The sequence below is a fragment of the Klebsiella sp. PK01 genome, from assembly GCF_057624675.1.
Genome location: NZ_JBYEZM010000004.1, coordinates 46,955 through 59,746 on the forward strand (window position 1 = coordinate 46,955; position 12,792 = coordinate 59,746).

Consider the following 12,792-nt stretch of genomic DNA (forward strand, 5'->3'; position numbering starts at 1 on the left):
GCGCAACCATTTTCCCCCTCGAACAATATTTAAGCCGTTATACACAGGCTGGGACAATTCACATGAGCGAAAAATACGTCGTCACCTGGGACATGTTGCAGATTCACGCCCGCAAACTGGCAAGCCGTCTGCTGCCGGTTGAACAATGGAAAGGCATCATTGCCGTTAGCCGTGGCGGTCTGGTACCGGGAGCTTTACTGGCGCGTGAACTGGGTATTCGTCATGTTGATACCGTATGTATCTCTAGCTACGATCACGACAACCAGCGCGAGCTGAAAGTACTGAAGCGCGCTGAAGGCGATGGCGAAGGTTTCATCGTTATTGATGACCTGGTCGATACCGGCGGCACCGCCGTCGCTATTCGCGAAATGTATCCTAAAGCGCACTTTGTCACCATTTTCGCCAAGCCGGCTGGCCGTCCGCTGGTTGATGATTATGTGGTTGATATCCCGCAGGATACCTGGATTGAACAGCCGTGGGATATGGGCGTCGTCTTCGTCCCGCCAATCGCTGGCCGTTAATTCCCGCCAATAGTGAATAATTACCACGCCCGGTTATGCCGGGCGTGGTTTTTTTTACCCTGACGCAGGTTACAATAGCGAAAGCAGCAACATGATGGAGGCGGCACATGTCACAGGCTAACCTTAGCGAAACGTTGTTTAAACCCCGATTCAAATACCCGGAAACCTCAACGCTGGTCCGTCGGTTTTCCTCCGGCCAGCATCAGGGCATGCAGACCGCGCTGAGCGGTAATCACGTCGATCACTGGTATCGCTTAATCAATCGCCTGATGTGGATCTGGCGCGGCGTCTCGCCGCAGGAGATATGGGATGTCCAGGCGCGCATCGTGATGAGCGATGCCGAGCGCTCCGACCCGGAGCTCTACGATACGGTGATCGGCTATCGCGGCGGCAACTGGGTGTATGAGTGGACTAAACAAGCGATGATGTGGCAGCAAAAGGCGACCCAGGAAACCGATCCTCTGGTGAGCGGTCGCCACTGGCTGCACGCCTCCAACCTCTATAGCATCGCCGCCTACCCGCATATCAAGGGCGATGGATTAGCCGATCAGGCGCAGACGCTGGCCAATCGCGCCTATGAAGAGGCGGCGCAACGCCTGCCGGGCGAGCTGCGTGAACTGGAGTTCGCTATCCCCGGCGGCGCCCCGGTGACGGGCTTCCTGCATATGCCGAAAGGCGAAGGCCCGTTCCCGACGGTGCTGATGTGCGGCGGTCTGGATTCGCTGCAAACCGATTATTACAGCCTGTATGAGAAGTATTTTGCCCCGCTGGGTATCGCCATGCTGACGCTGGACATGCCGTCCATCGGTTTCTCAACCAAGTGGACGCTGAGCCAGGACACCAGCATGCTGCATCAGTACGTGCTGCAGCATCTGCAGAATGTCCCCTGGGTTGACCATACCCGGGTGGCGGCATTTGGTTTCCGCTTCGGCGCCAATATTGCGGTTCGTCTGGGGTATCTGGAATCGCAGAGACTGAAGGCGGTGGCCTGTCTGGGGCCGGTGGTGCATAACCTGCTGGTGGATCCGCAGCTGATGGCGCGGGTGCCGGAGATGTTCCTCGACGTGCTGGCATCGCGTCTTGGTATGCACGATGCTTCCGACGAAGCGCTGCGTGTCGAACTTAACCGTTATTCATTAAAAACTCAGGGCTTGCTGGGCCGCCGTTGCCCTACGCCGATGCTCTCCGGCTACTGGAAAGACGATCCCTTTAGCCCCGAAGAGGAGTCGCGGTTAATCACCTCGTCTTCGTCGGACGGGAAGCTGCTTGAGGTACCGTTTAAGCCGGTTTACCGTAATTTCGATCACGCATTGCGTCAGATCGCCCGCTGGATCAATCATAGATTTAGTTAATATATTGCTAAATTTTATTGGTTTGGTAAAACAGTTGCATCACTAAAGGAGATCGCAATGACGTTACCGAGTGGACACCTGAAAAGTAAGCTGATTAAAAAATTCACGGCGCTAGGCCCCTATATCCGTGAAGGGCAGTGTGAAGAGAACCGCTTTTTTTTCGACTGCCTGGCAGTTTGCGTCAACGTTAAACCAGCGCCGGAGAAGCGGGAATTCTGGGGCTGGTGGATGGAAATGGAAGCACAGGAATCTCGTTTCACTTATAGCTACCAGTTCGGCCTGTTTGATAAAGAGGGCAACTGGCAAGCGGTCGCCATCGACGATCCTGAAGTTCGCGAAAGACTCGAAAAAACGCTGCGTGAATTCCACGAGCGCGCCGCGGCGCTGCTGACGACATTCAATCTAAAACTCGAACCGGCTGACGATTTCAGCGAACCGGTTCGCCTGCGCGCGTAAGCTCTGCTTTTGGCATCCGCTTCCTGCTGTGGGAAGCGGATGACCGCCAACGATCATTCTGGTCATCAGGTCACGGCGCTTCAGCCGTTATTCCTGCGCTTCGCGATGAGTTGACAACACCCGGAACGGCTGGCCGACCACTACCTGACCGGCGGCCAGATCTTTCGTCACCACGGTCCCCGCGCCAATTTTAACATTATCACCCAACGTCACCGGGCCGATAACCACCACGTGGGCGCCGAACTCGACGTTATTGCCAATTACCGGGCTTGCCCCTTCGCGGCCTTCGCTATCCGTCAGGCTGCCGATGGTGGCCCCCTGACGCAGAATACAGTTTTCACCAATGACGGTGCCGCGGTTGAGAACAATGCAGTGCGGATGATATAGCTTCAACCCGTAGCCGATCCGCGTCTGCCAGGGGAGTTCGACGCAAAACAGACACTCGTTAATCAGTTTATTGAGAATAACGAATGGAATGCCGAGCAGCTTGTAAAACGGGTTGCGGCTGCGATACAGCGTCGCGAGGCGATAGAGCAGAATCGCGATTTTCGCCTTCATACTGCCGGTATGTTTGATCTCTCGGCGGACCTGACTGATGGCATTAGGCATGAATTCTCCGTTTACTTAAGGGAAAAGGTGGTCAGTTGATACCAGCCGTCGGCGGTTTTGCCCTGGTTGGCCAGCAGCAGCCGCGGCTTGCCCTGGGCATCGGTGATGGTGGTCTGCAGCGCGTAATCGCCGGCGGGCAGCGAGGCGGGTAGCGTCAGAGTGACAGTGCTTTGCATTTCCCCCGGCAGCCAGCGGCGCACGTCATCCTGGGTTTTTACCTGGGTAACCGTGGCGCCGGCAGCGTTGACCACCCGCCATTGTACCGGGTAGAACAGGTAGGCCGGGGCGACGCCATCATTACGCCAGGTAACACTGACCGCTAACGGCTTACCAGCCTTAACCGGCGTTTCGAAGGCGAGTTTGTTGACCCGGAAACGGTAGCCGATTCGCAGTAAGGCTTTATCGACAATATCGCGGTATTCCGGCGGAATTGGTCGCGATTTCAGATTCAGGCTGCTGGCGTGTTGCTGCAGCGCCCAGTCGAAGGTGGCCTGCACCTCTTCACGCGTGTAGTGCTGTACGCTCTGCCATTCGCTCATATAGCCGCAGATCTCAAGGCTGACGGGCGCCCGTTTCCAGCTATCGACAAACCCCGGCGCCGCGGCCTGAGCGGCGGCCAGACGCTGTGGATAATCATCGCGCATATGGCTCCACTCGCTGGAGAAGTTATGCCAGTCGCCCCAGCAGTCCGCCCGCCAGCCCGCGCCGCGGCGGCTGGCCCAGGCCAGCGAATCGCCGCCGCTAATCAGCATGACTTTCGGCGTTTTCGGGAAGCTATCGAAATGCATATCAACATAGCGATTGAGCTGCTCCGGCGTGTACTTCTCCATTAACGGTGGAATCTCGCTAAAGTTGGAGTTGTGCCATTCGCCCCAGGAGCCGACCATGCCGATATCGATAAAGGCCAGTTCCGGATTGCCGTCATAGCGCTGACCGAGGGCATTCAGCAGTTTCTGCGCATAGGCGATAAAAGTTGGATCGCTGAGATCCGGCACGAAGGTTTTGCCGTCGGCGACCCACTGTCCTTTGATCCCTTTGGCGATCAGCCAGTCGGGAATTTTCGATCCCGTTTGCGGATCGTCAAGCGCCATCACCCTCAGGCCGACGTTCATGGCTGGCTGATGGTTGGCGGCGACGCTAAAGGCGTTATCGATCGGGGCGAAATTGTAGACCCCTTCCTGTGGTTCCAGCTCGCTCCAGTAGAAGCGATCGTACTCAAAACCAGTATCGGGATACTCGGCGCGGGTTGGTTTTTCACCATAGCCATCATGAAAGCTGGCGACGCCGATGCCCGGATTGGTGAGCAGGCCGTCGAAAGGAGGCGGGGTGATGACCGTGGTTTGCGCGCCAACGGACGCTGACGCCAGCGTGCTGGCCAGCAGCAGGGCGCGAAACAGAGGAGCTCTACGCAAAGATGATATCGCCATACTCAATTCACTTTGTCATGTGGTCATGAAGATTAACAAACCACGTCCAGATACCGACGTGGAAATTTTTAAATACATCAATGCCTAATGCTGATTTCAGCATATAGAGCGCCAGCAGGATCGACAGCAGGGCGAATACCACGCCAAGCGTAATCAGCAGAGTCGCGAAGATGCGTCCGAATAGGGTGCTTTCACGCGAAACTTTGCGTAGATCGCGACCAAAAAGAAACACCACAAAATAGCGGCGATGCAGGAACGGAAAGCTGTGGCGAAAATCGATGCGATGGCGTGACGCCAGGTTGGCGCGCACCAGCGCCTGCTCGATTCCCCGTTTCTGCTCCGCGGTTAATGAGGTTTCCACCTCCTGGTCAAGCGCGGCATAAAAGCGCTCGACCACCAGTTCAGCTGTAGATTTCGGCACGAGTAACCTGCTTACGTTAAGCGCTGATAGACTTGCGCAGTTTGCGCGGCAATTTCCGGCCAGCGGTACTTCGGCATAAACTCACCGTAATCCGCTTTTTCTCCTGCGACCCACTGCTGCAGTTTCTGCGTCAGGGCCGGAACGTTGCCGACGGGAAAGTAGTCCGCTGGCGGCAGACCAATTTCAAGGTTGGCCGGAATGTCGCTGACCACCACCGGCAGCGACCACGACATGGCTTCCAGCAGCGCGATTGGTAATCCTTCATGATAAGAGGGCAGCACGAATAGCCCGGCCTGCGAGAACAGCGTATGCAGCGGCGCGCCGCTGATAAAGCCGGTGAGGATGACGTTTGGCGTGGCGGCCGCCTGTTGCTTCAGGCGCTCGCTATATTCATCGGCGTGGTCGGCATCGCCAATGAGCACCAGCGGTACCGAACACCCGGCGGCGGCATAGGCGGCAACGAGATCGTGCAGTCCTTTCTCTTCGACAAAACGGGCCACGGCAACGATATACTGGCCCGGTTTTAAACCGTATTTATCGAGGATCGCCGCCTGCCGATCCGCGGGCGGCAGTTCGACCTGGCGTACGCCGTTGTAGATAACGTGGGCGTTATATCGTCCATGCTTGTGCTTAATCAGATTATTGATGACCTCGGAAATGACGATCACTTCATTGGCGTATTTCACCGCCCATTTTTCGCCAAGGCGCAGCATCTCTTTGGCCATCCGGCCCCATTTCTGCCGATCGTAATCCGGGCCATGATGGGTAAAGACGACGCGTTTTCCCAGCAGACGCAGCAACGGCACCACCAGGCCGGGGCCAACGGCGTGAACGTGAACCACGTTGGAGCCGTCGAATAAGGTACTGAACGCCGCCAGCGTCGAGTGAATAATAGCCTCGAATTTACGGCTTTTCGGCGCCCACAGGCTCTTGAGTTTAACGCCCTGATATTCGCTGCGGCGGTAGTTCACATACGGCGAGCGGGCGATCACGCAGACTTCCGCACTGCCCTGGCGATAGATTTCCGGGTATAAATTCTGGCAGTGCGTTTCGACGCCGCCCTGCACATCGGGGATCCCGCGAGTGCCTAGAACCGTGACGTTGATGGTCATTTTTTCTCCCCGACAAGTTGCTGATAAAGCGCCTGCAGCACCTGCATGTGGCGGGCGAGATCGTATTTTTCTTCCAGCCGCCGGCGGGCGTTAATTCCCATATTGCGGGCCAGCTCAGGGTCTGCAGCCAGTTTGTCCATCAGTTGCGCCAGCGCGTCGCTATTGCCGGGTTCAACCAGATAGCCGTCGACGCCGTCACGGATCTGTTCCGGGATACCGCCAATATTGCCGCCGATCACCGGGCGGCCAAAAGCCATGGCTTCGAGCACCGACATGGAGCAGTTTTCATAATATTCAGAGGGGACGACTACCGCGCGGGCCCCGCGAATAAGGTTATTCAGCTCCTCGCCGTGTTTCATATAGCCAAGGAACTGCGGGCCGCTGAAACGCGCGCGCAGGTCTGCGCCCAATGGGCCGTCGCCGACAATCTTAAGCGGCATCGCCTCCCGCATTTTTTGCTGCGCCTGCGCCAGCGTCGGTACGCCTTTTTCCCGGCTCAGGCGGCCTATATAGAGAAAATAGTCGCCTGCGGTGTCGCCGGGCACGGTGCTGTCGGCATCGATACCGTTGACGATCACTTCAATGCGGGCGTCGGGCAGCTTACGCAGCAGGGTCTGGCGCATAAACTCGCTCGGGGCGATGATACAGTCGAGCATGGCGTAATTCCTGGCGAACTTCTGCCAGTAGGCTTCCAGCGATAGCAGCAGGCTTTTAAAAGTATCGCCCTGCTGGCAGCGGTGACGAAAGGCGTTGATCACCGACCCGGTGAGACACTCTTCGCAGACATGACCATCTCGAAGCATGGTGTAGGAAGGACAGACGATTTTGTAATCGTGGGCGGTGAGTACCGTTTTGCAGCCAAAGCGTTTCGCCACGCCGATAACGGCAGGCGTAAGCTGATGATAGATATTATGAAAATGAACAATATCCGGCCGCTCGCGCAACAAAAGCGTGTTGAGCTTCGCGCAGGCCTCGGCATTATAAATAAAGTCCACCCCGGCTTTGATTTTGCTCATCAGGCCGTGACTGTCGTGATAATCGACGTTATGGACGAAAAATTCCTCCCACGGCGACGGTTTATTTTCCGCGTGCTGCATGCTGAAGTCGACCACCTGGTAGCCGGCTTGCAGCATCGCGTCGCGCTCCTGAAAATAAACGGTTTCCGCGCCGCCTTTGATAAAGAAGAATTTGTTAACGAAGAGAATTTTCATTTTCAGTATCAATATGCTGTGGATTCGAGACGGTCACCGCCGGGCGTTTCATCGGATCGCGCACGGAATTAATCACCCCGCGCAGCAGCCCCGCTGAAAATAGCGATAAGTTAATGGCGCTCTGCACGCCATCGCGCAGCGATTTATTTTTGATGGCCTTCAGAGCGATAAACGCCAGCAGCGGCAGCAGGGCAATGGCGATAACCTTGCCATTGAAGGTCAGCAGGCAGATCAGTAAGACCAGAAGATAGAGGGTGAAGATCAGCTCATTACGTACAATCCGCAGCGCCGCCGGGAAATGGGCTTTACCCCAGCAGTTTCGGAGCAACTCGCCCGGCGCCCACAGGAAACCGTTTTTCCAACGGTAGGCCAGCATTTTAAAGGTCGGCATGGTGTAAGAGGCGTGGCTAAAGTAGGGCGCCGCCAGGCGATGCAGCTTGTAACCTGCGGCCTGTAAACGAATGCCCAGCTCCGCTTCTTCGTAGCCGTGCAGGTTGAGGTTGGTCAAATAGCCGATTTTCTCGATCGCTTCACGACGATACAGGCCGCCGCCGCCCAGATGATCGGTGTCGCCCTGCGGATAGATCAGATGCAGGCGCTGCTTGCGCGATTTGAACTCGTAGTTCGAGGCATCATCCATCTCGACGCTGCCGGCGACTCCGGCGTACTCCGGATGCGTCTCCAGGAATTCGACCGCGGTATCGAGAAAACCCGGCTCCAGCTCCATATCGCCATCCAGCAGCAGCAGATAATCGCCTTCGCTATAGAGCCAGCCCAGCTGGTGGCCGATACCGCAGCAGCGGTCGGCGGCGTTATCCAGGCACACCACCATCGCGCCTTTAGCGATAGCCAGTTCGCGGGTGTTATCCGTTGATAAGCTGTCGGCGACGATGATTTGATGCGGGTACGGTTGCAGCTGTTTGCGCACGCTATCGATGGTTTTTTCGATGCCCTGCGCTTCATTCAGAGTCTTGATGCTGACGGTAATTGATGGCGTTTTATTCATAGTGGGTACCGGAGTTAAGACGGACAGCGCGGTGGATGACAATCAGCGCCCCGAGGGCTAACCATAATAAAAACTGTAGCATGGGAATGATCATCAGGATCTGGCTGTACGGCAGGCTGAGCAGACAGCCGATGACAAAAACGTAGAACGCCGGCGCCGAGCTAAGGAGTTGCAGATCCTCAAGCTTGAGATCGTGGCGCGAAAAGGTCTCTTTCGGCCGCATGGCGACCAGGATGGAGGCGATGGTGCCAATGAACAGAATGATGCCGATAATCCCCACTTCCCACAGCAGCATGCTTAAAGCGGTGGAGTCGAGGATCAGGTGATACCAGGCGCCGATATAGCCCGGCGAGACGGTACTGCCGCTGTTGGTGGCGTTAAGGCCGTAACCAAACAGCATGCCGCCCGGGCCGAACAGTTCGTTATGCTGCAGCCAGAAGAAGAGGGTGGTAAAACGCCCCAGTTCGCCGCTTGGCATAATGTAGTTAGTATCAAAAATATAGCCCAGCGAATCGATAAATACCGATAGCGCGCTTTTGGTCGGGTCGCCGCCGAAGGCCGAGGAATAGTTGGAGGCCAGTACGGTAATGGCGACAAAAATTAATAGCGCCATGCCGGCGGCGATGATCAGCAGCGATCGCAGGCTAACTTTACTCACGCCGCTCACGTAGCCTGGCAGGATCCACAGCAGGGCCAGCAGGAACGGCGACAGCAGAATGACGAATTTTACTTCCCCCACCACGCAGAGGAAGAAACCCAGCGCGATGTGGATCACCAGCGATTTAAATGAGCAGATGCCGTGCTTAAACTCCGATACTTTCATGAGCATGATCAGCAGACAGAACATCCCCATCGCCGCGGTGTTGCCGCCGCCCATCGGGTCGCCGCCGAAAGTGCCGACCACCGAGTCCCATTTCTCATCTTCGCCGCGAAACGCCACCCGTTTAGGCACCACGAAAATCACCTGATAGATAGCGACCGGGATCTGCACATAGTAGATCCAGTAGAAAAGCCGCGTCAGACGGTACAGTTGTGATTCACTAAACATCCCCAGCAGCATGCAAAACATCAGCAGCGACAGCGCCAGCTCGTTTTTAAAGCCGACGATGGCGGTGACGACCCCTGACTGCAGTACCGTTGAAACCAGCCCGAGTACGATAAAGGTCAGATACAGCGCCAGTATTAGCTTTTCCCGCCCGGTGAGCGCCAGCGGTTGCGGGCGGCTCTGCATCAGGAGCAGCACCGCCATCACCAGCACCAGAAAGAAAGGCAGCCACAGCACGGCCGCGATACCGGTGAAATACTGGACCGTACCGCAGAACACCAGCGTCATCAGGGCATAGGCTTCGAGATAGCGGCCGGTGTTTAGCTGCATATTTTCTGCTCCTGCAGCGAAAGCGTTTTCGCCCGCTGATTCATTTTGAGCAAAATGAATAAGTAACGCGCGAAGGTCAGGAACGAGAAGGCCAGCAGGGCGATTTCATAACTGACGCCAAAGTACGGTAAGGCGATGAAGGCGATGACGATAATCAGCAACTGCTCAATCTGAATACGCAGGAAGTAGCGTCGGGAGCCGAAGATCAGTTCGATCACCGTCAGCGGGCTGACCGCCAGCGCGGCGAACAGATAAGGCAGCATGTAGCGCGAGGTGGGGATCGAATTCAGCCACTCCTCGCTAAAGCCCAGGCGCATCACCAGCGGATAGAAAATCCAGATACCAAGGATGCACACCGCGGCGGCGCCCAGTAGCAGCAGGCGAACCTTTTTATATTCCGGATAGTTAAAGGTGTGGTTGCGAAAATCCATCGACCATTTAGAAAAGATGGAGTTGCGCACGGCGTTACCGATAATCATCACCGGCGACAGGCAGAAACGGCTGACCACCGAAAAGTAGCCGGCGACCAGCGGCGAGAACCAGATGTTAATCAGCATCGTCGGCAGGTTATTACTGGCCATCGCCAGCACCTCGGCGCTGCCGACGCGGCTAATATGCTGCCAGTGCTCGCGTAAAAAACGCAGATTCGTGGCAATCGAAAAGTGGCGCAGCGTTAAGCTTTTGAAGTTAAACAGGCGAATCAGGCAGGCGATCAATAGCAGCAGGATCCCGACCATCCACGCCAGATAAAACAGCGTTGGGTTGGGCATTACCAGCAGCGCAATGGCTACTACCAGCGACACCGCAATGCGCTGGAAAGTCAGGAAAGGATAGTTGCCGCCGCGCAGGGAAAGGTTTTCCGCCACCAGCACCAGCGCATAGCCAAAAGTCAGCAAATAGAGAAACGCAATGTTAAGTTCGAAGATAAGCCCGGTAATGACCGCCCAGGGGAGGGCCATCACCAGGCTCTGCAGCAGGCAGAACACCACGTTTTGCCCAAGCTCGTGATCCTCCTGACGGGGGATTAGCAACTGCGAGGCAAAGGTACAAACCTGCGCGCCGATCAGCACATTGCTGTAGATCATCGCGTAATGGCCGACCTCGGCCATACCGTAGCGATGAGAGATAAGCCAGACCGAAAAGGCGCCGATCAGCTGCGAAAGCACCGATGAACTGGCGATGGATGAAATACTCTTAATCAGATTCATAGGCGCTATTTCGGAGCAATGAGTTCGCGCATCTGGCGCTCAAGCAGGCGTTTACCTTCCTGCGTTTCCAGATGTTCTTCGCGCACCTGGTTGAGCACGTTTGCCACCCGGCTATTGCCCGCGCTCTGCAGACGTTGTTCCGCTTTGCGGATCCGCGGAGCCAGCTCGCCGGCCTTCACCACCAGCAGAGTCATATCGCTTTGTGCCGCCAGCAGCAGACTATCCTGCGCCTGATTGAGCGCCGGAGCGTCGATGATTAGCGTATCGTAAGTCTGATGCAACGTTGCCAGCAGCGCCGGCAGGCGTTCAGAGGTGAGCAACAGCAGCGAAGAGTCGCTGAGTTTGCCGCGGGGCATAAAGTCCAGCCGATCATCCAGTTTGACGACGGACTGCTCCGGCAAGCACTCGCCGTTCAACAGTTGGCTGAAGCCCTGTTTATGTTGCGGAAATTTCGCCGATAATCCCTGAGTGGCCAGGTAGTCGAGGTCAATCAGCAGCGTTTTACGCGATTTGCTGGCTGAGCAGGCCAGCAGTTCGGCAATAAACGAACTGCCGGAACGGGATTGCACCGAAGTCACCAGGATGGTGGCGGGTTTATCGCGCTGATTGAGCAACGCCAGCCGTAGGCTGTGGATCATATCGGCGTAGAGCACGTTATGGAAAATCTGCTGCGCGTTTTCCGGATGCGCCAGGAGCGGAAATTCGCCACTGGCATCGAGGGCGGTTTTCGCTTTGAGCTCGCTGAGGCTATTCACCGTTTTATCCAGCGCGGTACTGACGATCAGGTACATGATATACAGCGCCAGCGCCATCAGGGTAATCATCACGATCAACAGGCCGCGCTGGGGTTTAGACGGGCGGTCCGGCGGCACGGCGGTGTCGTAAATGACTTCATCCGCTACCGAGAAGGTCTCCGATAATTTCTGCTCGTTAGCGCGCTGGTACAGCGACTTATAAAGCTCTTCGGTTTTATTCAGCGCGGTGGTCATGGTGTTGTACTGGTCGCGCTTGGCGCCGAGCGCCTGGAAATCAGCCTTCTGATCGTTGAGCATTTTTTGGTAGTGCTGCTCATCGTCGAGGGCAATTTGATACTGCTGGCGCAGGCCGTTAAACAGCTCGCCCAGCACCTGGCCAAGCTGGGCATTGACCGCCTGCAGCTGCGCCTGAGCCTGCAGATATTTCGGATGCTGCGGGCCGTAGTGTTTGGCCGCTTCGGAAAGATTGCGCCGCGTCTGGATGAGCGCAATGCGTAAATCCTGCACCTGCGGATGGCCAGAGATTTCCGGCAGCGAGATAATCTGTTCTACCGGTTTACCCTGCTGACGACGGACCTTGTCCCATACCGTCTGCGCTTTCAGACGACGCTGGGTGGCGTCGGCCAGATGGTTAATCACAATCCCCAGCCGCTCGGTCTCATAACCATCCATGCTGCGGAAGGTTAGTAATCCGTTCTGCTTGAGGAAGTTATCGATGTCCGCCTTCTGCTGATCCATTTTGGTTTTCAGGTCGTCCATCATTTTTTCGTTCCAGCCCTGCGCCTGAAGCAAGGTATTTTGCTTCTGCTGCAGGCTGTAATCGATGAAGGCCTGGGCGACGCCGTTGGCGATATCGGCGGCTTTCTGCGGTGATTTCGCTTCCATCGATACGGCAACCAGCTGGGTGGTGCGCACGCCGGAAATGGTCAGGCTTTTTTGCAGCGCCTGAATGGCATTATTGATGCGCGCGGCTTCATCCAGATTATCGCCGCCGTTAAATTCGCTATCCTGCTCCAGCTTTAATTTACGCACCGCGGCATCGAGCACTACTCGTGACCCCATTAACGCGTACTTGGTCTCGTAGTAATCGCTGCGCGTGGAATCGTAGTTTTCCAGCCGCGGCAGAGGAGAGACGTCCTGCGACTGCGCTTTGAACAGCACGGTAGCGGTCGCCGTGTAGCTGGAAGACATAAAGCGCGTCAGAATAAATGACGCCACGGCGGCGACAATCACTACCGCCAGGCACCAGATAAGCTTGTGCTTAATTTTGTTGAAATAAGGCGTGAAGTCGATAAAGCCTTCTTTCTTTTTCGCGTTTTCGACCAGTGAAATTGCCATA

At 56.1% G+C, this 12,792-nt stretch carries 12 protein-coding genes; 3 read left to right on the top strand and 9 right to left on the bottom strand.

What is annotated here, in order from left to right; all coding sequences use genetic code 11:
- Positions 1–62 precede the first annotated feature (62 nt).
- The 3 genes from gpt to crl all read left to right on the top strand — a co-directional run bounded on the left by gpt (position 63) and on the right by crl (position 2,329).
- Positions 63–521, top strand: a complete 459-nt coding sequence (gene gpt, locus AC22LX_RS13430) for a xanthine phosphoribosyltransferase (RefSeq protein ID WP_002889733.1) — start codon at positions 63–65, stop codon at positions 519–521.
- A gap of 107 nt (positions 522–628) precedes the next feature.
- The gene (frsA, locus tag AC22LX_RS13435; RefSeq protein WP_045391134.1) at positions 629–1,873 is read left to right on the top strand and encodes an esterase FrsA; all 1,245 of its coding nucleotides are present in this window, start codon (positions 629–631) and stop codon (positions 1,871–1,873) included.
- A 57-nt stretch (positions 1,874–1,930) separates the two neighbouring features.
- Positions 1,931–2,329, top strand: coding sequence for a sigma factor-binding protein Crl (crl, locus tag AC22LX_RS13440; protein ID WP_045380819.1), 399 nt, complete (start codon positions 1,931–1,933; stop codon positions 2,327–2,329).
- A gap of 87 nt (positions 2,330–2,416) precedes the next feature.
- Here the strand turns inward: crl and AC22LX_RS13445 are convergent, their stop codons facing one another.
- The 9 genes from AC22LX_RS13445 to AC22LX_RS13485 are packed head-to-tail and all read right to left on the bottom strand — an operon-like array spanning position 2,417 to position 12,791.
- Positions 2,417–2,938: a serine acetyltransferase gene (locus tag AC22LX_RS13445; RefSeq protein WP_045391132.1), complete on the bottom strand. Its 522-nt coding sequence runs from the start codon at positions 2,936–2,938 to the stop codon at positions 2,417–2,419.
- 11 nt (positions 2,939–2,949) lie between these two features.
- Positions 2,950–4,365 carry a DUF4832 domain-containing protein gene (locus tag AC22LX_RS13450; protein WP_045391129.1) on the bottom strand — a complete coding sequence of 472 codons (1,416 nt, stop codon included), beginning with the start codon at positions 4,363–4,365 and terminating at the stop codon, positions 2,950–2,952.
- Between the two features lie 7 nt (positions 4,366–4,372).
- Positions 4,373–4,786 (bottom strand): hypothetical protein, encoded by a 414-nt coding sequence (locus tag AC22LX_RS13455; RefSeq protein WP_015704480.1) that lies wholly within the window; start codon positions 4,784–4,786, stop codon positions 4,373–4,375.
- A gap of 11 nt (positions 4,787–4,797) precedes the next feature.
- Positions 4,798–5,898 (bottom strand): glycosyltransferase family 4 protein, encoded by a 1,101-nt coding sequence (locus AC22LX_RS13460; protein ID WP_045391127.1) that lies wholly within the window; start codon positions 5,896–5,898, stop codon positions 4,798–4,800.
- The gene (locus tag AC22LX_RS13465; protein WP_045391124.1) at positions 5,895–7,109 is read right to left on the bottom strand and encodes a glycosyltransferase family 4 protein; all 1,215 of its coding nucleotides are present in this window, start codon (positions 7,107–7,109) and stop codon (positions 5,895–5,897) included. Before AC22LX_RS13465 ends, AC22LX_RS13460 begins: the two co-directional genes overlap by 4 nt.
- On the bottom strand, positions 7,090–8,115 hold the full coding sequence (locus AC22LX_RS13470) for a glycosyltransferase family 2 protein (protein ID WP_045391122.1): 1,026 nt from the start codon (positions 8,113–8,115) through the stop codon (positions 7,090–7,092). Before AC22LX_RS13470 ends, AC22LX_RS13465 begins: the two co-directional genes overlap by 20 nt.
- Positions 8,108–9,490 (bottom strand): hypothetical protein, encoded by a 1,383-nt coding sequence (locus AC22LX_RS13475; RefSeq protein ID WP_045391119.1) that lies wholly within the window; start codon positions 9,488–9,490, stop codon positions 8,108–8,110. The genes AC22LX_RS13470 and AC22LX_RS13475 overlap by 8 nt, the downstream gene beginning before the upstream one ends.
- Complete coding sequence (locus tag AC22LX_RS13480; protein ID WP_045391116.1) at positions 9,481–10,698, bottom strand: lipopolysaccharide biosynthesis protein; 1,218 nt, start codon at positions 10,696–10,698, stop codon at positions 9,481–9,483. The genes AC22LX_RS13475 and AC22LX_RS13480 overlap by 10 nt, the downstream gene beginning before the upstream one ends.
- A 5-nt stretch (positions 10,699–10,703) precedes the next feature.
- Positions 10,704–12,791 (bottom strand): GumC family protein, encoded by a 2,088-nt coding sequence (locus AC22LX_RS13485; RefSeq protein ID WP_063447303.1) that lies wholly within the window; start codon positions 12,789–12,791, stop codon positions 10,704–10,706.
- Position 12,792: the final 1 nt, after the last annotated feature.